21 protein-coding genes are annotated in these 25,347 nt (G+C 37.2%); 9 read left to right on the top strand and 12 right to left on the bottom strand.

What is annotated here, in order from left to right; all coding sequences use genetic code 11:
- Positions 1-9 precede the first annotated feature (9 nt).
- The 3 genes from CRO54_RS12625 (at position 10) to CRO54_RS12615 (ending at position 3,008) form a co-directional block, all read left to right on the top strand.
- Positions 10-1,629 carry a M28 family peptidase gene (locus CRO54_RS12625; protein ID WP_097132440.1) on the top strand — a complete coding sequence of 540 codons (1,620 nt, stop codon included), beginning with the start codon at positions 10-12 and terminating at the stop codon, positions 1,627-1,629.
- A gap of 97 nt (positions 1,630-1,726) precedes the next feature.
- Complete coding sequence (locus tag CRO54_RS12620) at positions 1,727-2,272, top strand: hypothetical protein (protein ID WP_097132439.1); 546 nt, start codon at positions 1,727-1,729, stop codon at positions 2,270-2,272.
- Positions 2,273-2,462: 190 nt separating this feature from the next.
- Positions 2,463-3,008 (top strand): REP-associated tyrosine transposase, encoded by a 546-nt coding sequence (locus CRO54_RS12615; protein WP_097132438.1) that lies wholly within the window; start codon positions 2,463-2,465, stop codon positions 3,006-3,008.
- A gap of 260 nt (positions 3,009-3,268) precedes the next feature.
- Here CRO54_RS12615 and CRO54_RS12610 read toward each other — a convergent pair whose 3' ends face one another.
- From CRO54_RS12610 to CRO54_RS21490, 3 genes are all read right to left on the bottom strand, one after another.
- A complete protein-coding gene (locus CRO54_RS12610; protein WP_097132437.1) occupies positions 3,269-4,759 on the bottom strand; it encodes a glycoside hydrolase family 10-like protein in 1,491 nt (496 codons plus the stop codon).
- A 199-nt stretch (positions 4,760-4,958) separates the two neighbouring features.
- Entirely contained in the window at positions 4,959-5,303 is a 345-nt protein-coding gene (locus CRO54_RS21495; RefSeq protein WP_240775103.1) for an MFS transporter, read from the bottom strand.
- Between the two features lie 298 nt (positions 5,304-5,601).
- Positions 5,602-6,303 carry an MFS transporter gene (locus CRO54_RS21490; RefSeq protein ID WP_240775100.1) on the bottom strand — a complete coding sequence of 234 codons (702 nt, stop codon included), beginning with the start codon at positions 6,301-6,303 and terminating at the stop codon, positions 5,602-5,604.
- A gap of 182 nt (positions 6,304-6,485) precedes the next feature.
- On the opposite strand from CRO54_RS21490, the gene CRO54_RS12600 reads away from it, so the two are divergent.
- Together CRO54_RS12600 and CRO54_RS21600 are read left to right on the top strand one after the other, a co-directional pair.
- Positions 6,486-7,223: an NUDIX hydrolase gene (locus CRO54_RS12600; protein WP_097132436.1), complete on the top strand. Its 738-nt coding sequence runs from the start codon at positions 6,486-6,488 to the stop codon at positions 7,221-7,223.
- A 206-nt stretch (positions 7,224-7,429) separates the two neighbouring features.
- Complete coding sequence (locus CRO54_RS21600; RefSeq protein WP_262710541.1) at positions 7,430-7,558, top strand: hypothetical protein; 129 nt, start codon at positions 7,430-7,432, stop codon at positions 7,556-7,558.
- A 257-nt stretch (positions 7,559-7,815) separates the two neighbouring features.
- Here CRO54_RS21600 and CRO54_RS12595 read toward each other — a convergent pair whose 3' ends face one another.
- From CRO54_RS12595 to CRO54_RS12555, 9 genes are all read right to left on the bottom strand, one after another.
- Entirely contained in the window at positions 7,816-10,272 is a 2,457-nt protein-coding gene (locus tag CRO54_RS12595) for an outer membrane beta-barrel protein (protein WP_097132435.1), read from the bottom strand.
- A gap of 25 nt (positions 10,273-10,297) precedes the next feature.
- Positions 10,298-11,428 (bottom strand): PepSY-associated TM helix domain-containing protein, encoded by a 1,131-nt coding sequence (locus tag CRO54_RS12590; protein WP_097132434.1) that lies wholly within the window; start codon positions 11,426-11,428, stop codon positions 10,298-10,300.
- 11 nt (positions 11,429-11,439) lie between these two features.
- Positions 11,440-12,636 (bottom strand): hypothetical protein, encoded by a 1,197-nt coding sequence (locus CRO54_RS12585; RefSeq protein WP_097132433.1) that lies wholly within the window; start codon positions 12,634-12,636, stop codon positions 11,440-11,442.
- 11 nt (positions 12,637-12,647) lie between these two features.
- A complete protein-coding gene (locus tag CRO54_RS12580; RefSeq protein WP_097132432.1) occupies positions 12,648-15,041 on the bottom strand; it encodes a TonB-dependent receptor in 2,394 nt (797 codons plus the stop codon).
- A gap of 80 nt (positions 15,042-15,121) precedes the next feature.
- Complete coding sequence (locus tag CRO54_RS12575) at positions 15,122-16,333, bottom strand: DUF4374 domain-containing protein (protein WP_097132431.1); 1,212 nt, start codon at positions 16,331-16,333, stop codon at positions 15,122-15,124.
- Positions 16,334-16,358: 25 nt separating this feature from the next.
- Positions 16,359-17,012 (bottom strand): hypothetical protein, encoded by a 654-nt coding sequence (locus tag CRO54_RS12570; RefSeq protein ID WP_097132430.1) that lies wholly within the window; start codon positions 17,010-17,012, stop codon positions 16,359-16,361.
- An 82-nt stretch (positions 17,013-17,094) separates the two neighbouring features.
- Complete coding sequence (locus CRO54_RS12565; RefSeq protein WP_240775099.1) at positions 17,095-17,628, bottom strand: RNA polymerase sigma-70 factor; 534 nt, start codon at positions 17,626-17,628, stop codon at positions 17,095-17,097.
- 256 nt (positions 17,629-17,884) lie between these two features.
- On the bottom strand, positions 17,885-18,301 hold the full coding sequence (locus CRO54_RS12560; RefSeq protein ID WP_171047901.1) for a tail fiber domain-containing protein: 417 nt from the start codon (positions 18,299-18,301) through the stop codon (positions 17,885-17,887).
- 57 nt (positions 18,302-18,358) lie between these two features.
- The gene (locus CRO54_RS12555) at positions 18,359-18,673 is read right to left on the bottom strand and encodes a hypothetical protein (protein WP_097132428.1); all 315 of its coding nucleotides are present in this window, start codon (positions 18,671-18,673) and stop codon (positions 18,359-18,361) included.
- Between the two features lie 172 nt (positions 18,674-18,845).
- Between CRO54_RS12555 and CRO54_RS12550 the strand changes: the two genes are divergently transcribed.
- From CRO54_RS12550 to CRO54_RS12535, 4 genes are all read left to right on the top strand, one after another.
- Positions 18,846-19,382, top strand: a complete 537-nt coding sequence (locus CRO54_RS12550; protein ID WP_097132427.1) for an RNA polymerase sigma factor — start codon at positions 18,846-18,848, stop codon at positions 19,380-19,382.
- 104 nt (positions 19,383-19,486) lie between these two features.
- Positions 19,487-20,494, top strand: a complete 1,008-nt coding sequence (locus CRO54_RS12545) for a FecR family protein (RefSeq protein ID WP_097132426.1) — start codon at positions 19,487-19,489, stop codon at positions 20,492-20,494.
- Positions 20,494-23,763, top strand: coding sequence for a SusC/RagA family TonB-linked outer membrane protein (locus tag CRO54_RS12540; protein ID WP_097132425.1), 3,270 nt, complete (start codon positions 20,494-20,496; stop codon positions 23,761-23,763). The genes CRO54_RS12545 and CRO54_RS12540 overlap by 1 nt, the downstream gene beginning before the upstream one ends.
- Positions 23,764-23,796: 33 nt before the next feature.
- Positions 23,797-25,230: a RagB/SusD family nutrient uptake outer membrane protein gene (locus CRO54_RS12535; protein WP_171047900.1), complete on the top strand. Its 1,434-nt coding sequence runs from the start codon at positions 23,797-23,799 to the stop codon at positions 25,228-25,230.
- Positions 25,231-25,347 lie beyond the last annotated feature (117 nt).

Here is a 25,347-nt window from a genome sequence, read left to right as displayed (position 1 = left end):
CTTATAAAAATGAATAAAAAGTTTGTATACACCTCACTAGCTTTAGCGCTAAGTTTTGGTGCGATGGCGCAAGATAAAAACGCCATCAAATTTAGTGCTCCAGTTAATAAAGAAAGGGCTTACGAGCATTTATCTATATTGGCTTCTGATGAATACGAAGGTCGTGAAACTGGCAAAAAAGGTGCTTGGATGGCAGCGGAGTACATCAAAAAGCAATTTCAAAGCTTTGGTTTAGTTGGCCCTGTAAAAGGTAACAAAGACCCTTATATGCAACCAGTGGGTATTTCTGCAAAGAAATTATCAGGCATTTCGCTCACCATTGGTTCTCAAACTAAAGAAAACTTAAAAGATTATTATGTAACTGCGCAAACTACTCCAGCGGCAGGCTTTAACGTAAAAGCGAATGAAGTTATTTTTGCAGGCTATGGCTTAAACAAAGATGATTTTAACGACTATGCTGGCATTAACGTAGCAGGTAAAGTAGTTTTGATTTTCGCCACTGGCGACCCAACCGCAAAAGCACCTGCCCCAACGCAAGGTAGAAGAGCACAAAGCAGCGTGGGCAGTCAGCAAGCAAAAATTAAATACCTAACAGACAATAAAGCTGCGGGTGTTTTAGTCATTAACGAAAGAGTAGATAACCTTTCTGACGCTGCAAAAGCATTTTTAACTGAAGGTGCTGCTGGCTTAAAGAGAGAAGATGCTACGAAAAATGCAAACGCTTTACCTGTAGTTACTGTGGGTACTGCTGTAGCTAATCAAATTTTAGCTGGTGCTAGCACTAACCTAGCTGATGTAAAGAAAAAAATTGCTGAAACTTTAAAACCAGCTACCGTTACCATTAAAACTCCTGTTGCTTTTTCTGCTAAATTAATAGAAGAAGATATTAAAGCAGATAACGTTTTAGGTTTCTTAGAAGGTTCTGACCCTAAACTTAAAAACGAAGTATTAGTAGTTACTGGTCACTATGACCACATTGGTTTAGTGAACGACCCAAATGCTACCGACAAAGTAAACAACGGTGCTGATGATGATGGTTCTGGAACTACTGGCGTTTTAATGTTGGCAGAAGCTTTTGCTAAAGCTAAAAAAGCAGGCAAAGGCCCTAAACGTAGCATCTTATTCATGACTGTAGTAGGTGAAGAAAAAGGTCTTTGGGGTTCTGAGTGGTATTCAGACCACCCTATCTTTCCTTTAGCTAACACCATCACGAACTTAAATATCGATATGATTGGCCGTGGTGACGATAACCGTCCTGGCGATAATAATTTCGTTTACATTATTGGTTCTAACATGCTTAGCGATGATTTAGATAGAATTGGCAAAAAAGCAAATACAGATTACGTAAATATCGTAATGGATGAGAAATACAATAACCGTACTGACCCTAACCAATTCTACTACCGTTCTGACCACTATAACTTTGCTAAACACGGCATTCCGGTAATTTTTTACTTCAACGGTGTACACAAAGATTACCACCAACCTGGAGACGAAGTGAGCAAAATCGACTTCCCAATGTTGGCCAAAAGAGCACAGCTAGTTTATTACACGGCTTGGGAATTAGCTAACGGCGAGAAACGTCCGGTAGTAAATAAAAACGAAGACGGAACACCAAAAACAAATTAACAGCAAGTTCCTTAAAATATAATCCCGTTGGCTTAGCTAGCGGGATTTTTTTGTTTTAGTGCAATTAGCAAATACCTAAAGCTTACCTTTGTAGATAATGAGAAATAGCCACAGCTTCAAAATCATATTCGCAATTCTACTATTTTTAAATAGCATTTCTTCATCTGCTCAACAATCAGCAGCCGATAGCAAACTACTTGCAGAACAGCCGAACTTTCTAAAAACACGCTTAAAATCTACCGATTCACTTTTTGTGAAGGATATCAACGTACTGAAAAAGTTTGTAGCATTAGATAGCGTAGATATTGAAATATTAAAGCCTCAAATTCTTTATACCGTACTTAGCGAAAGTAATGTAGATTCGATAGTTAACTATAAAACGTTAGTTAATGCTGTACAAGCTTTCAAACAGAACATCGGCTATACGGAATTTAGAAAAGGGATTTTGCTTTATAAGCAAATGGCGTCCATTAAAGTGAATCCAGAAAATTGGCCAAACGACCAAGCGCTATTTAGAAGACTCGGTTTTACGGAAGCGGATTTGGAGGATTTCTTATCGTTTATTTCTAAGTCTGAAAACAAAAATTTGAATTACAAAGAGGCGTATTTAGCCTACATGAAGGAGATTGATAACTTACAATAACAATTATCAATTTTATCTATAAGTAAAAACATTGCTAGATACAGGATTAAAAATCCTGAGTTAAAGAAATCGGGATTACAAATCCCGACTAGCGATATTGGAAGATCAGCGCTTCGCTAGTCCGGATTTGCAATCCGGACTCTAATAGCTAGGGATTTGAAATCCCTGCAAAAAAAAGCTAAATTTATTAATGGGTTTTAAATACCAAATAACTGACAAAGAAGGGCTTTATTTCATCACTATTACAGTAGTAGATTGGATTGACGTTTTTACACGTCGTGAATTAGCTGAAATAGTTATTGAGAGTATTTCTTACTGCCAAAGACATAAAGGTCTAATCTTGTATGCATGGTGCTTAATGCCCAGTCATCTACATTTAATAGTAAGTGCAACGCAAAACAAAAATTTATCAGACATCATCCGCGATTTCAAAAAATACACCTCGAAACAAATTGTATCTGAAATTTCTAAAATTAACGAGAGTAGAGAATGGATGTTAAACAAGTTCAAATTTCTTGGCAGTATTAATCCAAAAATAACATTAGCCAAATTTTGGCAAGACGGCTATCATCCGATATTCTTAGAAACTAATGCTTTCTTAGAGCAAAAATTAAACTATATCCACGAAAATCCTGTAGAATCTGGATTAGTAAATGAACCTCAATATTACAATTATAGCTCGGCAATCAATTACGCTGGAGGTGTGGGATTATTAGAAGTGTTTTTTTTAGAATAACAGGATTACAAATCCTGAGTTAAATAGGTCTGGATTACAAATCCAGACCAGCCATTACGGTTAGTCAAATAATTAGGGATTTGAAATCCCTATAAACGCTATACATGTTTTATACGTAAAGTCTTAAATAAGATGTTTACAGAATTAAAAATCCTGAGTTAATAAAGTCTGGATTACAAATCCAGACCAGCGTGAAACCGAGCTAAACAAAGCCTAGATCGAAAATCCAGACTAGCATAATGGAGAAATGACGTCTTATTTTATAAAACTACAATCTCTCCCTCACTTTCATTTCCAGTTCGATCTACTACCGTTACCTTAACCGCGTTCAATTTGGCAGTAGCTTTAGTTTTTGGATTTACCTCCATTACTTTTGGCACCTGCAAGAAACTACTTTTAGCATTTAAAGTTCTATAAGTCCATCTATCTCCGTATTGCGTATAAACCACATACTTAAACACCTCTTTTTCTTTCTTAGCTGTCCATTTGATATACGAATCAGTATTACGGTCTTCTGTAGCAACGGCAACACCTGCAGGCAACGATTTATCCAACCACGAAGAAGCCGGCACTAAAGCCTCTTCCTTATAAGGTCCGGCAAGCAAATCATTTCTTAAACTTTCATGCTTAGTTAAAGCGCCAATACTCCAATGGGCAACACCTGGCGATTTTGGTGTAATGCCTCTCGAAATCATGATTTGATTGATAATTTCATCACTGTTTTTTTCGCCGCCACCAATGCCGCTATTTAAACCTGGCCATAAGTGTCTAGCTTTGGTGTTTTCGGTTTCCCACCAACCTAGCAAAACAGGAAAACTCAAAGGAATATTGTTGATTTGCCAATACAACTGGGGCATAAAATAATCTATCCAGCCTTCGTTGAGCCATAGCTTAGCATCAGCATACAGCTTCTCGTACTGATCCATCCCACGGATTGATTCTGGATAGCCTGGTCTCCAAATCCCGAAAGGACTGATACCGAATTTCACATATTTCTTTTCAGCTTTGATTTCTTTGTAAATACGTTTTACGAACTTGTTCACATGATCTCTACGCCAATCACCTCTAGCTAATTTACCTCCACTTTTTTGATAAGCCGCATAGCTCTCATTATCGGGAAAATCGGCACCACCATTATACTCTGCGTAAGGATAGAAATAATCGTCGAAATGCACTCCATCAATATCATAGCGTTTTACAATGTCTTTCACTACTGAAGAAGCTAAATCTTGTGTTCCTTTCTTTGACGGATCAAACCACCAATAGCCTTGCTTTAATTTCACCACTAAATCGGGATGTTTTTTAACTACTGAAAAATCACTGACCGCACCACCAGAAACGTGATGTGCACGATATGGATTAAGCCAAACATGCAACTCCATTCCACGCTCGTGAGCTGCATTTACCCAAAATTCCAAAGGATCGTAATACGGATTTGGAGCTTGCCCTTGCACCCCTGTTAGAAAGTACGACCAAGGTTCGATATTGCTTTTGTAAAAGGCATCTGCCTGTGGCCTAATCTGAAAAATTACCGCATTGAAGTTATTTTTCTGTAACATATCCAACAAAGCAATGGCTTCATCCTGCTGTTGCTGTGTAGTTAAACCTGGCTTGCTCGGCCAATTGATATTCGCCACACTGGCAACCCAAGCCGCCCTAAATTCGCGTTGTATTTTTGGGCCATTGTTAATTTGAGCTTTCAGTTGTGAAGACACGCCAATAAGCAAAACAAAGAGTATTTTTTTGAGCATGGTTAGTTGATTTTTATCTCAATATTAAAGATAAATTCTCAAAAAACCGCAAACATCCGCAAAACACTTCATTCAGTTGCGGTGCTAATCTTTTATAGAGTGATTTTAAGCAAAGCAGTTTTCTCAAATTGAGATTGCTTCGTAACCTCGCAATGACGACCACATGAAAAAGCCCCGAATTTAGTTCAGGGCGTTAAAATTAGTGACCAGCTTGTACACTAGTTTGTTCAATATTCTTGAGCTTTTTGGAACAATACATACCGAAATACAAAATATAAATATAAATATAACAAAGTAAAGGAAGTACAAATGAATGGTGCACACCTATTTGGTCGGCAATAGCCGCTTGTACCAAGGGCATAATGGCACCTCCCAAAATGGCCATGACCAAAAGGGAAGAACCTTGACTGGTGTAGTTACCCAACTTGGCAATGGATAAGGTGAAGATGTTAGAAAACATAATGGAATTGAACATTCCGATTCCTAAAATACTATAAACTGCCATATCGCCGCTGCTTAACATGGCGAAAGCTAACAGCAACATATTTACCGATGAAAATATAGCTAAAGTTCTAGCTGGCGCAGACTTCCCAATCAGGAAAGCAAAAGATTCATTGCGATAAAACTAGAAAGAAACTGATTTCGGCAAAGCTTAAGTTGACAATGCTGAAAATTAACAAGAACACGGCTGCACTTGTAGCCAACATGTAAACCATTTTTTTTTGCCTGACTTAAGGTATGGTTCAGCGAAATTGCACCAACAAATCTTCCAATCATGGCACCACCCCAGTATAAGGAAAGGTAGTTTTTGCTTACCAACTCTTCCATCCCTTTGGTTTCTTTTAAAAACTGATGATAAAACTTCCAATGGCAACTTCTGCACCTACATAACAGAACATTGCCAAAACACCTAGTTTTAAATGTGCAAATTTCAACACTCCGAAACCTTTTACCTGCTCGGTATCTTCTGCCTTAAAGGATGGTAGTTTTACGTAAGCAATTAACAAAGCCACCAACAGCAATATTCCTCCAAAAATAAGATATGGAATACGAGTAGCCGATGCACTAAAACTTCCATCTGCAGCGGAGAACAGTTCAAAAATCAGATGTCCGCCTAAAATTGGGGCAATGGTAGTTCCAAAAGCATTGAAAGCTTGTGTAAGGTTCAATCTGCTCGAAGCACTGTCTTCTGAACACAATAAAGAAACATACGCATTGGCGGTAATTTGCAATACGGTAAAACCTAAACCCAACACAAATAACGCGGTTAAAAACAAGGGGTAGCTAGCATAAGTGGCAGCAGGGTAAAACAATACGCAACCAAAGGCAGCCAACAATATTCCGAATAAAATGCCCTTCTTGTAACCTACTTTATTAATTGGATCGCCTTTAGTATAAGAAATCAAGAAGTAAATCAATGAACCTACAAAATAGGCTCCGAAAAAGCAGAACTGCACTAATAGAGATCCTACGAATTGAAATAGTTCTTTCAAATAAGGTATCAAAATATCATTTATGCAGGTGATAAACCCCGATGTGTTCATCACAATTTAATGTTATTGTATTTGGTATTCTTAAATAGAATGAAATAAGGAAAGGAATGAAACCGGCGTATTTGGCTAGTCGACTGAAACTCTTATTGTTTCATTAAGAAGCAACAATAAGGTGTTTGTCTTAGAAAAACAAATTATTGCTTTAAATCACTAAAAAATATTACTTTAACCGGATGCAGATAAAAGAAATAATAGAGTCTAGTAAAAGGCATTGGGAAACTGCTTTACCTCATTTATCTATTGATTGCGTCGTTTTTGGTTTCGACCAACAGCAGCTGAACGTGCTTTTATTGAAATTGAAGGATAATGCAGAAAACTGGATATTACCAGGTGGATATGTACTTAAAAAAGAAGCACTTGATGATGCAGCAAGAAGGATATTGAAGGAAAGAAGTGGTGCGGACAAAATATTTCTAAATGCATTTAACGTGTTTGGAGATTTGAATCGTTCTGAAGGTTATTTTACGGAATACGATGATGATTTGTGGCACAAACAACGTTTCGTGACGATAGGCTATTATGCTTTGGTAGACCATGAAAGTGTAACGCCAGTGATAGACGCCTCGTCTGAAGATTGTAGATGGATGCCTATTGATGAGTTGCCTGAAATGGTGATGGACCACAAAAGCATTATTGAGAATGCATTAGCTACTTTAAGGGAACAAATAAGGTATAAACCTATTGGCTATAATCTTTTGCCCGAAGAATTTACGATGCCCGAGCTGCAACGGCTCTATGAAGCGGTACTTGGATACAAGTTAAATAGAGGTAATTTTTATCGAAGGATTATGCGCTATAACATTTTGAAAAAGCTAGATAAGGAAAGAAAAGGTGGTGCACATAAGTCACCAATACTTTATAGTTTTGATAAGGATAATTACCAAAAAGCATTGAACGAATTTAGTTGGTAGCATTTCCGTCATTTCGACCGTAGCGGAGAACTGAAAATCAGCGAAGCTAAACCTTTGAACTATCTAAAGCATTTTCAAAGATTTCTCCTCATTCCTCGTTCGAAATGACGATAGCCTATAGAAAGACTTACGAAGTTTTTGAAACTTCGTAAGTCTCAATCCATTTTTAGCAGTAGTAGGGAAATAAAAGCTAAATCTTTGTACCAATGTATAACACATTAAGATTTAGCTACGCTTTTCAGTTCTCCATTTCGCTGCGCTTCAGTGGAAATGATGGACTTACTTTAAAACTGATGCTAACCTGTAGCAAAACGGAAAGCTACGAAGTAAAATAAATTCAGCATGACGGAGCCTCCGTTCAACGTCACCCTGAATTTATTTCAGGGGCTGTTAGCTAGGATAAGATAATTATAAAAAAGCGTTGAGTTAGTTTAATTGGCAAAGACTCTTAAAATTTATGCCGTCATTTCGAACGCAGAGAGAAATCTAACACTTTGCTATAATACAGTTTGCTAGATTTTACTACGTAGATTTTCAATTCTCGTCATTTCTCGTTCGAAATGACAGGTTATTTTAGCTAGCGATAAAACAACTACTTTATCCTATTCTGGACATCTTCACTTCCGGTTTTGCGTGTTCTGCTCTCAAATTGCTTTCCAAACCTGTAGGTAAATGAAAGGATTGCCCTTCTGCTATCAATCCAGATTCTGCTGTACATATCAATGTTTTGATAGCGGGTATCATTCCTATAATTATTCGTTTGGAAAATATCGTTGATGGCTAATTTGATGCTTCCTTTATCATTCAATACACTTTTTTGGAAAGCCGCTGAAACCGCCCAATAAGCCCGTTCTTTAATAATGCCATAAACAGATGACGAGTTATAAAAAGCATTCAGCTCTGCGCCAAAGCCTTTGGTAATTTTAAAAGAGTTTTGCGTATTTAAATTGAAACTGGTTTGCTTTTTTTGTTCGTTTGCCAAGTCGTATTCATTACGGAAAACGTTGGCAAAATTAGTACCCGACCACCATTTAAAATAATCTATTTGTGCCGTAAAACTCACACCGTAATTGATTAAACTCGGCAAGTTTTTAGGCGCTTCGAACGTAGTGTTTGTTGCATCATTTTGTCCGGTAACCCAAGTAATCACATCGCTAGTTTTACTGTAATTTAATGATGTAGTATACCTGCTTTTAAACACGTGGTTAAATACAATATTTTGCGTCAGTTCGGGTTTCAAATATGGATTTCCTTCGTAATATAAAGATGGATCTCTGAACATACGGAAAGGATTTAACGCACCGTAATTTGGTCGCTCTATTCTACGGCTGTAAGACAACTGAACTTGGTTATTCGTATTTAAATTCTGATTCACCACCACATTGGGGAACAACTGGAAGTAATCTCTAGTGAATACCGTATTTGTAGTCATTTGATTTCCGTTGGTATTGGTGTACTCTCCACGTAAGCCAGCTTGTATAGAAGTCTTACCAAACTCGGCCATTAAGTTTAAATAAGCGGCATGAATCTGTTCCTTGTATCTGAAGTGATTGCTCGAGGTGGCATCGTATTCCCAAGCATTATTGATGAACTGGTGATACACCAAATTATTATCAGACTCGATAAACGAACTTTTTGCTCCTGTCTCCAGCTTAATCTGCTTGCTTATCACATCGGTATAATCAATTTTAGCGACATAAACATCTGTTTTCGCGGGTACTGTTCCTCGCCTTCTAGCTAAATCTCCATTAGGAAAATCAGCATTTGGACGAGTGTAAGTGTCTAAATTGAGATTCGAGCTGAAACGATTTGGTGCAAAATCTACATCCGCAGACAGCTCTCTGCCTTTTTTCGCAAAGCGATGTAAATAGTTTAAATTATAGGTTAAACTTTCCCAGCTTTGTTTGTCGTAGTTTTGGGTCAACATATCATTCAACAAAGTTCCTTGGCTATTTCTAATCAAATTACTGGTTTCACTATCGTGAATATATTTGCCTAAATTCCCATTTACCAAAACTCCGATAACGTTATTGCTGTCTATTTCATAATCTATCCCTACACGGAAATTGTGCGTATTTAAAGGTTCGTTGGTTTCGGTACGTTGTGTTGAAGTTCTTGAAGTGGCTATTTGACCATCTGCAAAACGCCTGATAAAATCTAGATATTCGGTTTCGCCACGATAAGCATAGTTGTAATTACCGTAAACGTTGAAGTTAGAACTACGATAATTTAGGTTGAAGCCACCTCCATATCTGGCGTTACGACCAGCTCCACCGTTGGCACTCACCGAACCGTTTAAACCTTTTACTTGGTTTTTCTTCATCACAATATTGATGATTCCAGCATTCCCCGCAGCGTCATATTTAGAAGAAGGACTGTTGATGATTTCAATTTTGGAAATAGAAGATGAATTGGGTGCTTTTAACAGTACCGCCAGTTCAGCTGCACTCAAATAAGTCAGCTTACCATTCATCATCACGGTTACACCAGTTCTTCCTTTTAGGGAAATTTTGCCGTCGCTATCTATTTTCACCCCTGGTGCTCTTTCCAATAGTTCCAAAGCAGTATTTCCTTCGGCTAAAATGCTATTTTCCACATTTAAAGTCATCTTATCCATGCTTTGCTCTATCACTTTCTTTTGACCAGTAACCTGTACCGTGGCTAGTTGTTTGGCATCTTCCGCTAGTTGAAGTTTAGAAAACTCATGAATATTTTTGGTATCGCTAATTTGAAAACTAGGAGCAGCGTAACTTATATAACCCATGCTAGAAACTACCAGCTTGTAGCTTCCGTTAGGTACATTCTTAAAAACAAATCGGCCTACAGAATCGGTAAGTACGCCTTTAAAGATTTTATCATCGCTTTGCTTTAAAGCTACTGAAGCATATTCTATTCCTTTACCTGAAGTTGCTTTCACCACCCCTGAAACACTGCCTTTATGTTGTGCAAAAGCAATTTGGGCGAAGAATAAACATAAAGCAAAGCCTAAAATTTTTCGCAAAGAGATCTTCTTAACAGCTAATTGAGCTGCAACGTACGTACTTTCCATATGATTATTTTTAATTGTTAGATGATTAGTTCACCGCTGTAAGCTTCGGTTTCGAACTTTTCTTTTCCGACTTCTTCTTTTTACCCCACCAGATGTAAAAACCAGTGATAGGTAAACTTGCGCAGATTAAGCTAGCTATGAAATAGATAATTTTACTAAAAAGACCTGCAAAAGCACCAACATGCAGCGTAAAATTCAGCTTTCTTACCTTGTCGGCAAAAGGTAAATCCATTGTTCGTTCTTTTGTCCTGTTGGTAAAAGACAGATCAGATTGCTTGAAATACAGATCTCTCCAATGTCCGTTAACCATATCGGTACAAGCATAAATTGGATCGTCTTCATGATCTGGAAAAGAAACGATAATCTGATCTTTATTATCTACGGCAATTTCATCTTGCACTTTTCGCCAAACCTTATCCACTTGACCCAACATAGGCAATTTTGAAGGTTCAAAAACCTCTTCTTTAGGTTGAGGCTGATTGTTATCTCCGCCAGTAAGCCGATACATACTTTTATTGAACCAAGAGAAACTCATGATCAATCCCGTAATGGCCATTAACAATGCCAAAAGCATCGAATAAAACCCGAGAACATTATGCAAATCGTAGTTTACGCGTTTAAATTTAGCACTCCATTTTACCTTAAAACTTTTATCAACGTTAGACTTTTTTAGGTTTTTAGGCCACCATAAAATCAATCCTGTTACAAGTAATATAAAGAAAATAAAAGTTGCCCAACCCACAATTGGTCTACCGATATCGGGGGGCAACCACAAATGCCTATGGCCTTCGTCAATCTCATGAAAAAAATCTTCGTGATCTACCATCGCTACTATTTCGGCGGTATATGGGTTTACATAAACCATCGAATCAGAGTTTAGGCTAAAATGTGCTGTACGCTCTGGACCATGGTACCAAACCGAACGGATTTCCTTTTCGGGCAAGGCCTTTTTTACTTCTTGATATAAAGCAGATGGAGGTAAGTAAGCGCCCTTGGCTGGTTTTTCTACATGCAGCCAAGGTGAGCTTAGACTTCGTAATTCCTGCTCAAAAACTAAGATACAGCCGGTTATCCCTAAAATTACGACAACAATTCCTGAAGCTAATCCTAACCAAAGGTGTAACCAAGCATTTAGTTTTTTAAGTGGTTTCAACATGAACAATAATCTTATTTATATTTCACCAATTGGTTTACGCCATTTACACCTTCTAATTTTGCACCTCTAGTTACAGTATTTGTAGAAATGGTATAGTTGTAAACATAATAACCATCGGCAGTAGAGGCTGCAATATAAGCTACATCACCATCTATTAAAATATCGTTGCTGTAAGGTCTAGCAATGCTTAAAGGAATATTGATTTTAGTTTTAGTTTTGTTTACCACGTCAATAATGTAAAAACTGCTTATCCTTTTGTCATAATCCTGAAAAGATGCAATCTGACTTTTATCAATCACTTTAACGATAGCCTTTCCATTGCCAACATTGAACAAACCACTTACTTCTTCCTTGGTTCTATCAGTAATTTCATATTGGTAATTTGCATCAACTGTAGTTGCTCCACTAGCTACACGGTAGATAGAAAAAGAACCACCTGTTTCTCCGGCAATCCAAATGGTTGGAGCATTTAACATGTAGGCGTAATCATTATAAACGAACGTACCTGGAGAGTTTAGGTTATAATGTGCTGGCTGGTTAAAACGATTATCTGTAGTTATGGTAACGTTACTTACATTAGGAAAATCCATAGAAGCCAAACGTATTTCATTTAGAGGAATATTGGTTCCATCTTGCACCACATTATAGCTGATGTATAATTTATTGCCTAAAAACACTGCATTATTACCCCAGTAATAGTATCCAGTAAGAGGTTTTGGAATACTGATATTTCCAGAAGCAGTGATCGTCATTGTTGATACATTTAGCGTAGCATATTCAAATTGTAAGGCTTGGTTGATACTAAATAACACTAAAGTATTGTCGTCTTTCCAAGCGAAGAAACTAGAATAATAAGCCCAAGAAATTTGGTTGAATTGAACTTGTGAAATTACAGTGGTTGTTTTATTGCTCGAAGTAAATTTCACTAAATTACCATTGGCATTAACACCATAGAAATACTCTCCTTTCTGAGTGATGATACTTGTGCTCGTTTCGGCACCGTTACCTGCTGTTGTTAATGTTCCACCAGCTAAGTTAGAGGTATTTAAGATGTAGCTTGCAGCAGGTGTACCCGCACTTACTAAAAGTCCGTAGTTTTTTTCTGCCGGCTCTTCTGTATTAGAGTTATTTTTTTTACAAGCATTAAAGCCTATTACCGAAACGGCAAGTAATAATAGAAGAGATTTTCTTTTGAATTTAGTAAACATGTTTTTGATTTTTATTTAATGAAGTATCTAAGTTTCATAAACACGGAGCGGCCAGGCTTTTGCAATCTGAAATTGTCATATAGCAATTCATTAGTGAAGTTATTTACCTCTACTGCTACATTATATTTACCTTTTGCCATGGTGTATGACACAGTTGCATTATGCGAAAACTGTGTAGGAATTTGATTTTTAGATTCGATGCTTCCTCTACTTTCCCAATTGAGATAGAACCAGTTTACAAACTGACTAGATAAGCCCAGTTGTAATCGGTTTCCTTTAGCACCAATGTCATTTTTGCCAATCTCTATATTGGCATTGGCGTAAAACCAAGGTTGGTTAGGAATACGGTCGCCGTAGGTAGCATCTAACACATCCCTATTGGGTTCATAACGTTGGCGGCTAATTGCTTTTTGATAAGTACCATTCACACTAAAATTTAATAAGTCAGTATAGCCGTAACGAAACTCTAGTTCTGCACCATTGATTCTAGCTCCGGCTAAATTGTTGTACATGGAGTAAATACCTCCACTCGGAATAAAATAGATGAAGTCTTTTGCATTGCGGAAAAAATAGGCAGTTTCAATGGCAAACTTGTGTTTATCTTTTGGCTGAAAATAATAGTAAGCACCAAGATTGATATTGTCGCTATTCTCAGGTTTTAAGTTGATATTTGAAGCTACATCAACACCATTTCCAAACAATTCATCTCCTTCCTGCAAGCGATAAGCATGCTCGTAAGAAAACTTAACTCCTAATTCTTCACTTAATTTGTATCGAGAAGCCAAGCCATACCCGAAATAGTTATTGGAGGTTTCAGAATCACTTTTCAGATAGGTTTGTTCTTGGGAAAAATAAACTGCATTACGCACAAGGGCATTTAAATGATAGAATTTACCAAATACCGAAGTAGTTAATCTTTTATTAAATGCATTATTTTGATAGGCAATTCCGGCTACCTGTTTCCCAATCGTATTTGGAATGTCGAAGGTATTATTTTGAGCAATACCAAAACTTTCTGTTGCTCTTCTAGCAAAATGATTGTAATTATAGTTTAAGTTAAAGCTATTATTTTCATCTATCTCGTAGCTAAAGTTTGCTCTAGCAATGCTGGCAGTATTGCGATAATGGTAGACAGTTTTTATGCCATAAAGTTCTCCAGCAATCAATTCTTCTCGATCTCTTCCCTGCCAATTATATCTATAGTTTGCAGTGTCTGGAACATCGGAACGCTGTACTGAAGTAGAAGCAAATAAGGTTGCGGTTAACCCTTTAGCCAAGAAATTGGTTTTCTTGTATTTTAGGGAAGGCATCAAAAATTTTTCACGATTAGTAACTTCACCAATCACCCTGCTTACATTGGCACCTGTCTGTATCTCTTTGTACATATCAGAATAAAGGAGATTCAACTCCAGTTTATCGGCCCAAGGCTTATCAACTACACCAACGCCAACTTGCGCCATGGTAGAGCGGTAGGCACTATGAAATCTTCGGACATCACTTGGTATTGGCTTTCCATTTTCATAAGTTTCAAATATCACGTCGTACTTCGGGTTACTACGCATCAGATAGTTATTATCCGAGTAGTTATGGTAAGCATTTGCGCTAACGTACAAACCAGTTTTTTGATCTGTGTATTTACCAGAAAGGGCTATTCTAGTTGTATTAAACGAGCCATAACTCACACTCGCATCCAAAAATTTCGGAACAGATTGATTGGTGACCACATTTACCGCACCTCCTAAAGCATCTGCCCCCAATTCTACAGGCACCACACCTTTGTACACTTCAATACGTTCGGCGAGATTAACTGGGATATTATTTAAACCGAAAGAACTGCCGAATGATTCCATAGGAATACCATCAATAAAGAATCGAATCTGCCTACCCGAAAGACCATTCAACGTGAAATTGAAATCAGAACCTAAGCCTCCACTCTCTCTTACCTTTATACCTGAACTCTTATTTAAGATGGCATTTAAATCGGCATTCGTGTTTTGAAAAGCCTTTAAATCAATTGCATTCACAGTAAAGCTCGACTGCTTTAACTCAACGCTAACTGTTTTGCCTTTTACATCTACGCCTTTCAAATCGTTTGGGTTGGGCTCAATTAGAAAATTCAACTGTAAGTTTTGATTTTCTGCAAGAGAAATTTCTCTACTAATACTTCGAAAACCGATATAGGAAACGATTAAAGTATAGTTTCCTGGCTTTATATTTTTAAGCTGAAAACGGCCATTGGCATCAGTAGTTGCGCCAATTTTTGTACCTTTTAGAAGTGCTGATGCCCCAATAATGACACCAGCACTATCTGTTACTGAGCCAGAAATACTGGCATTCTGCTGAGCAGAAACCGAAATTATAAGAATGGAGAAGATGAACGATAACAGTAATTTAAACCGAAACATTTTTGTGCCTTTTTAAACATAGTAGCACAACTTATCTCTTCCCGAAGGTGAAAAATGAAAAAATTTAAAATCAGTCTAAATTAATCCAGTAATCTGTCTAAGCGAACAATAAAGGCAGTTATCCCTCCTAACTGCAGTCCTTTGCTAAGTTTGCCAGTTTTTAGGTCATACTTCCAAATGTAATTGCCATCAGTACTAGAATTTACGGCAATGTATGCGATATCGCCATTTACCAAAACACATTCTTTGCGTGTTCCTTTATCTAAAGGTAAATCTAACTTCTTAATTACTTTTTGACTGACAATATCTAGCAGGTAAAATTCAAAATGAGGTGTACTATAATGGTCAGAAAGCCCTTTATATAAATCTTTACGTTCCGAACGAACAATGGCTTTTCCATTTCCAACATACCATAAACCATAAGCATGGTTACTAATTACGGAAGAAGAAAGATTGAAAAAGTAAGCTGGATCTACCAACGAACTATTAGCTTTAATTCTGAAAACGGCTGTCGGTAAATCGGTGCGGTTACCCATGGCAATACCCGGACAAGACATGAAATAGAAATCCTGATGCTCATCGGTAAACTCATTGTGTTGCACATTATTTACACCAGCCGGATAAGTAGAGCGGGTTTCCTTTTGCAAACCAACGCTCTTCATTTGCGGATAGGTTAAGCGGGAGATGTAGGTGGTATCACTAGTGGTATAATTACCTCCCTGCATTGGCGGATGAAAAGTGTAACCCACAAAAAGTGTGTCTCTTCTTTTCTGCACAAAACCAATAGACATAGAAACAAACTTACCTTGCGGCTTCTCTATATCCAGCAATCCATTAGCTATTACCTTCATTTTTTCAGTATTGATGAGGTAATATTTTGCCGTATTCGATTGGTTATTTAAGCCGCTCAGCAACAAAGTATCTTTGCCGATCCATAAAAAATTTTCTTCGCTATAATCTTGAAGAGGCAAATGTGCAACAGCAAAAAGTTTGCGATCTTTTAGGATATATTTTGTTAAGACATCTGATTTTCTTTGCAACGAATAATAGTAACCATCTTTTACGATAATATTCCGTGAAACTGTATCAGGCAAGGGTTCAGTAATATTTTCAGGTTTAATTATTCCTTTCTCTAAATTATCAGTAGTTACAATATACTCTTTACCATCCATATCCAGCAAGTGGATACTATATTTGCCCAGTGGCCTAGCCGAGTATCTGCAGGCGCATACAAAAAATAAAGAAAGTGCAACAAAAGAGAGGGTTAAAAATTTGGCGGTACTTGTTTTCATAGAATAGAGGCAATAATCGGCCAGCCTAAATATCAAACTCCTGAATTAACTTTTTCTGAATGACTGGAGGCAAGCTAATCAAGTTCCTTTCATTCACCACAATTAAACCGTGATTTCCAGATTTACTATTGAGGATAATATAGCTTTGTCCTTTTTTCAAATTTATTTTGCTATCGGCTCCATCAAACTTCAGTTCGATATCTTTTTTAGGAGAAATTAAAATACTTCCAGTCAAATCTATCACACCACTATGCTCATTAATTTCGGCATAAGTTTCTGGTCCAACGGCCAAGCTGTATTCCTTAGAACTAATGTGGTTTACCTTTAATGCCGATTTATTATGAAAAGCTACGAATTCTACGGCCTTATCTTCCTTATTGGCCAAATAGTAAAATGCCGAACCTAGAACAGCAATAAATAAAGTTGCCGCTATTGCACCTTTCCACATGTAGTAAGACGCAGGTTTTAATGATTTTATCTTCGGTTTATTTTGCGGTGGCGGTAATACCGATGACACGTCTTCCCAAATTGCATTTTCAATAAGGGCTTTATCTTTTTCAGAATGAAATTCCAGTTCATCTACTTCAGTGCTCATTAGCCAATCTTCAACCGCTGCACGTTCTTGGGGCGTACATAAGTTGCTATGATATTTTTCTAAAAGATCGGCGTTTACTTTCATCAACCTAATTTATGGTACAAAACTAATATTTCTGATGCTTTTAAAGAGTAGTAGCGTTAACATTAATTTACCGTAAGTGTATTTACTTTTTATTGAAGATAGCCAATTTTTCCTTTAAAGTAGTCATGGCTCTGGTAATGTGATATTCCACTGCTCGCTCAGAAATTACCAATTTCTCGGCAATTTCCCTGTTGGTTAAACCTTCTTCCCTACTCATTTTATAAACTCGTTTACATTGGCAAGGTAAGGTATCAACCAATAAATCTACATTATCTTTTAGCTCATTAAAAAGTACTTGTTCTTCTGTACAATTGCTCGAATTAACGCAACCTTGATAATTAAACTCATCTATTTTTTGGCGAGTGGTCTTATTTCTAATGTATTCGAAGGTTTTAAATTTCGCAGAGCGGATGAGGTAATGACCTACATTCTCGAGTTCTAAACTGTCTCTACGCTCCCAAAGGGATTTAAAAATATCCTGAACCATTTCTTTGGCGACTTCTACCTCACGGATATTATTATAGCAAACTGCGTAAACTTTCTCCCAATAGCGATGGTAAACATCCTCAAATGTTTTTCGGTTAATGGAAAAAATAGGGTTTACTTCTGTCGACAAACTAATGGTTTTTGGCAAATATACTCTTATTTAGACTGATTATAAACAGAAATTTAAGAAAATAAAAAGTCCCAATAAATCGGGACTTTTTATTCAACCTGAACTTAGCGTTAAATACGTAAATTCTTTTTTCTAAACACTTCTTTTAGGATCACGTCATGCTGAATTTATTTCAGCATCTGTTTTGCATGAAAGATCCTGAAATAAATTCAGGATGACGACAATGTTGACCTAAAGCATTAAGTTGTTAGATTTATTATTTAGATTTTGCGCTTCTCAACGTGCTAATCTCTTTCTTTAAAGATTCAATTTGCAATTGCTGTTCTTTAATGCTACCTACTAAAAGAGGGATTAACGTTTCGTAATCTACCACAGGTACAGTAGCAGTTTTGGTGCTATTTTTACCAGCAGTATATGTTTTTTGTTGGTTAACTACTAACTCAGGAGCAATTTTTGCAACTTCTTCTACAGCAAATCCACTTTGCTTTTGTGTGCTTAGTTTCAATTTGCCAGCCCAATCTTTATCGTAGCTAAAATTAACTGGAGTAAGCTTTAAAATTGTATTTAACGAATTATTGATAGAAGTAATTTCTGTTTGTTTAACAGTTTGAGCGTTTGTGCTTAGGGCAAAGCCAACCATGGCAATAGCACCCAATAAAATTGATTTTTTCATTTTGTACATTTATATCTATAAGAAAATTTGGTAATGGTTTGATTTTTCTGCTAACGTTTAAGCAAAATCTGGCGGTGGCGTATTTAACTGAAGGTAAGGTTCTGGAAGCGAGGTTTCAACAGGAAAATTTAAATTCACCACGATTGAAGTAACTGGCTTAAAATGATAGCGCATTTTTTCCAACAAGAAAAAATGATGGGAAGCTTCTTTTACATTTTCCTCTCCGCTTTCCGCATTGTCATCATTAGTATCAGCAATTGCTGTTTGTACCACAGCTTTGTTATCGGTTACAAAAACATGCGCACTGTAAAGCAAGCCTAGCAAAAAAAGCAGGCAAAGCATCATCAGGCTTCTCAGTTTTTGTTTCTTCATATCGCAAATATAATTGTTAAGTAGAGTTGCGCAAATCATTTATCTGTAAAACAACAGCTTGCTTTAGCTAAAAGTTCTAATCTCTCGTTATTTTTACATCAAGAGCCATCGGAAACAATTATTTAGAATAATTCTAAACAAAAAGATAATATCTTATATTTGTAGCCAAATTATGCACACCGAGCTTTGGGATAGAATTCGTACCGGTGATACCTTGGCCATGAAGACCTTGTATCAAGCCTGCTACCAGCAGCTGTACGTGTATGGATTTAAATTGGTTGCAGATAAAGAAAAAACACAAGACAGTATCCACGAGCTTTTTTGCGAATTTTGGGAGAAGAGAAATTCTTTACAGCCTGTAAATCATGTACCAGCGTATCTTAAAGTCTGCTTACGCAATAAATTATTGAGGCAAATTAAACAAGACACACTTACTGGAAGTATGGAAGATTTTCCGGAAGTAGAAGGTTTACAGGAGTTTTCATACGAAGATCTACTGATTGCCAATCAACAAGCTGCCGCCAGTCGGTACAAGTTACAAACAGGGATAGACCGATTGACACCGACCCAAAGGGAAATTATTAAATTAAAGTTTTTCGAAGGTTTGGATTATCAGACCATTGCGCAAAATCTAAATCTTAAACACCGTACCGTTTACAATCACGTACATACTGCAATTGCTCAATTGCGTGGCTTTTTCAATCTGTAAATAGCCATTTATAATTTTTTTATTTTTTTTCAAAAACTTCTGGTAAAAATCCGGCATTCGATACTCTTATCTATAACTAGTCTAAAAACACTTAGTATTCATAGATGAAATTTAACCGCTATCAAGCCGAGGATTTTGCAGCAGAAGAATCTTTCATTGCTTATTATCTTCAAACTAACGAACAAGCTATTGCTTTTTGGGAGAACTGGATTAGCCTAAATCCCGAAAAATTAGATGAAATATATAAGGCAGAACTGCTTTTGGGCAAACTACATCTTCACCTTAACGAAACAGAATTAAATGACGCTTTTGGGAAGTTCGACAACTTTCTAGATGATCATCATGGAACTGCGGCACTTGAACCAGTAAAAAGCACAAAGCTATTTAGTTATGCAAAATTAGCTATAGCTGCATCATTGCTAATTTTTTCTTTACTTGGGATTTATCTGCTCAATCAAAAATCGGCTCCACAAGAATATATAAGTTACCATAATGATTACGGTAAAACGGCTATCATTACCCTTGAAGACGGCTCTAAAATATCCCTAAACAGCAACAGTACTTTAAAATATCCGCAGCATTTTGCTAATGATAAAAGAGAGGTTGAACTGGAAGGCGAAGGTTTCTTCGAAATCAGCAAAGACATAGACAGACCTTTTACCGTAAAAACCAATAGGCTAAATACCACAGTTTTGGGAACGAAGTTCAACGTTTCTGCATATAGAAATTCGGCAGCCGTTTCGATAGCTTTAGTAGAAGGAAGTGTAACTGTTGAATTAAGTGACAAAAGTCAAAAAATCACTTTAAAGCCGACAGAAATGGCCTCAGTTAATGCCTCTTCTAAACAATTGGAAAAATCCACTTTTGATGCCAACAAGACTACGGCTTGGCAAACTGGCGCTATCATTTTCGAAAATGCCTCTTTTGAGGATATCGCTGCCAAACTTTATAACGCTTACGGCATCAAGCTGATCAATAAAACTAGCGATAAGCGCTGGAAATACTCAGGAAACTTCACGAAAACAGATTACATCAGCATCATTCAAAATATCTGCTTTGCCAAAAGAATTAACTACAAAATCAATAACAACATAATAACCTTAGTTCCCTAATGAATCAAATTAACCCTAAAATCCTTTTAGTATTTACGCTTCTCTTATTTTATCATACCCTGCCTGCATTGGCGCAAAGTAAAAATCCAAAGGTAACGGTTAATGTGTATCAAAAGCCTTTAAATGTAGTACTTAAGGATATCGAAAAACAAACAGGTTTGACGTTTAACTACGACAAAAACGAAGTTGACCTTTCGCAGTTGCTTACCCTCAACACCACAGATAACCTGAAAGAGGTGCTAACCTTACTATCAGGAAGGTCGGGATTGGATTTTAATATGGCTGGCAATAACATTGCGATCAGGAAAGGCATCAGAAAAGCAGCTCCTCAAACGAGATTGATTACTGGGGTAGTCACTAGCCGACAAGATGGCTCACCTATACCAGGAGTTAACATCTTTAAAAAAGGCACCAGACAAGGTGCTATAACCGATGTTAATGGTGAGTTTACATTCAAGTTAGTTGGAGACATTGATAGAACTACCATTGAGTTTATCTATATCGGGATGCTAACCAAGGAGGTTACGGTAGGCAAGCAAAGTTTTTTAAAAGTAGAAATGGACAACGATATCTTCGGAATGGATGAAGTAGTAGTAACCAGTTCTTACACCAAAGAAAAACGCAGGGAAGATGTGGTGGGCAGTATATCGCAGCTTTCGAGCAAGCAGTTACAAACCTACAGGCCTATAGAAAGTTTCGACAAATTGATTGAAGGTATGGTAGCTGGAGTTTATGTAGAAACCACTACAGAACTAAATACGCCTGTTAAAATCAACATTAGAGGACAGGGCTCTTTACCAAGCATCGCCGGTAGTAGGGGTACCTCAACCCAGCCTCTGTATGTGGTGGATGGAATACCAGCTTACGAGCAACAACGTGGTAATGAGGCTTCTGTTTTTAATGGCGAAGGTTATTTAAACCCCATGTCAAATATCAACCCCGACGATATTAGAAGTATTTCGATTTTAAAAGATGCTACCGCTTCTGCTTTATACGGTGCCGATGCTGCAAATGGTGTGATCATCATTACTACAAAAGCAGGAGAAGCTGGAAAAACTAAGCTCAATGTAGGTTATGACACTGGTATTTCTAGATTCATTAACGAGTACAAATGGTTGAGCGGCCCACAATATTACAGCTTATTAAGAGAAGCTTACATTAATGGCGGTCGTTCGGTTACAGATGCTACACAATTTGCAGGAAGCAGTACAACAGATACTGATTGGTTTGATTTAACCAACAGAACTCCTATATATCAAAACCTTAACTTAGATGTTTCTGGCGGAACGGGAAAAACCACCTATCGTCTTTCTAGCGGCTACAGAAATCAAAAATCAAGCTCGTTAGGCAGTGATTTACAAAAGGTATATCTACGTTTAAGAGTAGACCAACAAATTAACGATAAATTCAAAGTTGGTTTTAACCTTAGCCCTACTTACACGCAAGAGAACAAGTTATCTACTTTCGGAGGCGTAATCTTACCCCCAAATATAGCCGCTGTGGCAGCAGATGGCACTTATCAAGATATCCAAGGTGTTCCAAACCCTTTGGCTATCCTTAGCCAGAACCAAAACAGCAATAAAGGGGTACAGTTAATGGGGAATTTAAATGGCAGCTATCAAATCACCAAAGAAATTGCTGTTTCTGCAACCATAGGAGCCGATAATTACCAGAATAAACAAACACAATTTTTATCGGCACAAAATGCTACCGGAAGAAATGTAAATGGAAGATTAACGATTTACGACCGTAATTACTTAAGCTATACCGCATTTGTACAAGCTACTTATGACAAAACTTTCAAGGATGCGCATACCCTCAATTTTTTAATAGGAACCCAACTATCAGACAAAAAAACAGACTTACTAAGAGGTTCTGGTTCAGGATTTAGTTTTGACAGGTATCGTGTGTTAAATATGGCAACAAACCAGTCTTCGGCTTCATCAACAAATTCTGATGCTAACGTATCGTATTATTCTCAATTGGGTTACGATTTCAAGAAGAAATACTACGCTAACATTAATGGACGCATAGATAAGTCATCCATTTTTGGTGGCGATAAACAAGTTGCATTGAATGGAGCAATTGGTTTAGCTTGGATAATCAGCAATGAAGATTTCCTTAAAAACAATAGCGTAATTAACCACTTAAAATTGAGAACTACTTTTGGTTCTACGGGTAACTCTAGAATTGGAACTTATGCTGCCAGAGGATTGTACAGTTTTGGCACGCAAAGTGGCAACGGCTATAATGGCAATGTTGCATCATATCCAGATGTTAGTGGTGCCCCTAACCCAGATTTAGGTTGGGAGAAAAACTTCAAATTTAATACCGCCTTAGATTTTACGCTGTTTAATAAAGTGCAAGTAACCGCAGAATACTACAACAACACCATCGTAGATTTAATTTCTAGTGTAGCTGTGCCGCTAGAAACAGGTTATGCCAACATTTCTGCCAATACCGGTAAAATGCGTAACCAAGGTTTCGAATTAAGCATCAACACCCCAGTAATTAGCAAGCAGAATTTTAACTGGTTCACGTCATTTAACTTAGGTACCAACACCAATAAGCTGATTTCTTTTAACAACGGTTTTGCTTCATTATATGCCACCGCAACAGATGCAGCAGCACTAAAGGTTGGCAACAGTACCAATGCTATTTATGGCTATCGTTGGGCGGGTGTTAACCCTCAAGATGGCTCAGAGATGTTCTACGACAACAATGGAGTAATTAGAAATGCCTCAGAAATCAATGCACTTCCAATTGGCAATACTATGGTACTAGGTGATCGCTTACCAGATTTTCAAGGTGGTTTCATCAATACTTTTAATTTATACGATTTTAATTTCTCGTTCAATATCCTTTACAGCTATGGAGCTGATTTATTTGTAAGCTACGCGGACGAGTCTGATGGTAGAAACTTACAGAACAGAAATCAAAGCGTGAATTTGGTAGACAGATGGCAAAGACCTGGCGATGTGACCGATATTCCGAGACTGCTTATTAATAGAAATATTGTATCAAATTCTTCTCGCTATATGTACGATGCAAGCTATCTGAAACTCTCTAACGTAACCGTGGGCTACACATTACCTAAAAAACTAGCGAGCAGATTAACATTAGACAGGGCTTATCTATTTGCTAATGCTACCAATCTTTTTTATGTGTACAAAGATGCAGGTACTAAAGGTAGAAATGGTGTAGCAGAGCGAAGATTTGTAACGCCGGAAACGTCTGCTTTTACTTTCGGTGTCAAAATTGGCTTATAAAAATTGATTATGAAATCATCCACATTCAACATAATGAAAAAATATTATATACTACTTATAGTTTTGCTTTTGGGCTTTTCTTCATGTGAGAAAATATTAGACAAAGAACCTACAGACAAATTATCTCTTGAAGATTTATTTAAAGATGTACAAGGTGCAAAAACAGCTTTGGCGGGCTCTTATAAGGCCTTATTAGAAGAAGACCATTACAATAAAAACATGATGGTTTATCCAGATATTTTAGCTGGAAACATCAAGTTCAGTAAAAACACCAACTTAAGATTAGAAAACGTTTATGAAGTTGCGCTAGATGCACAGGTTTCTAGCATGAACGCCACTTATGCTTCATTGTACAGCGAATTAAACAACGTGAACAATGTGATCAAATACACGCCATCTTCTGCTGGCTCCACAATAGAAAAAGCGAAGATTATAGCAGAAGCAAAAGCCATTAGGGCATTGATTCATTTTGATTTGGTAAGGATTTTTGCCAGACCATTTAACTATACTACAGATGCTTCTCATCTAGGTATCTCGGTAATTTTACAGCCGCAGTTATATTCAGACCCATCTCCGTTTAGAGCTACCGTTGCCGAAACTTACAATGTAATAATTAAAGACTTAACTGAGGCGATCGCTGCATTTGATGATACTAATGTTGGTGTTTTAAATTCGGGTTCAAAGCAAAATTATTTCACCAAATCTTCTACTAAAGCATTATTAGCAAAGGTTTATTTATACCAAAACAATTGGAATGCAGCTTTTGCTTTAGCCGATGAAATCATTAAAAGCAATCAATACACTTTAATCACTAACGCTAACTATGTAGCCAGTTGGGTGGGTAGAGTTCCATCTAGCGAATCAATTTTTGAATTGCCTGTAGAAACGAATTTTACGGGCGGCGGCTTGGGCGTTTATTACGAAAGCTCTAATCTTTCCTCTTACAGAATGTATGCAGCTACAGGAGACTTAACAGGCCTTTACAGCACTGATGATGTTAGAGGAATCACTAAAATGTTCAATAGAGAAGCAATTAATGGCGTTAATTATGTTTTTACCAAGAAATACCAAGGTGGCGCAACCTTAGCTACCCCGATAAAAGTACTTCGCCTGTCGGAACTGCATTTAATTAGAGCAGAAGCTGCAGTAGAAAAAACTGTAGCTGATTTTACCGTGGCAAACGCAGATTTAAACCTCATCAGAAAACGTGGCGACGCTGGTGCCATCACTTTAAACCTCACTACAAAAGAAGCAGTGATTGATGCTATTCTTTTAGAAAGAAGGAAAGAATTGGCATTCGAAGGTAACTTGTTATTCGATTTAATGCGTCGCAAAAAAGACATCGTAAGGGTAGATGTTACACCAGTAGTTAAAAATCTTCTAACTGACGACGATAGATTGATTATGCCTTTACCAGCCAACACAGTTAACGCCAACAGAAACATGAAACAAAATCCTGGTTATTAATTTATAAGTAAAATTAACACGTTGGCGAGGACGCCAACATGAGCGGTGTCGGTTGTTGGCGTCCTCGCCAACAAGAATGTATTTAGAATGCTCATCATAAAACAAAATATACTTGCA

It is taken from the genome of Pedobacter xixiisoli, assembly GCF_900215335.1.
In the GTDB taxonomy this organism is placed as follows: domain Bacteria; phylum Bacteroidota; class Bacteroidia; order Sphingobacteriales; family Sphingobacteriaceae; genus Pedobacter; species Pedobacter xixiisoli.
Note: the sequence above shows the minus strand (reverse complement) of the source record. Positions and strands in the feature narration are given on the sequence as shown.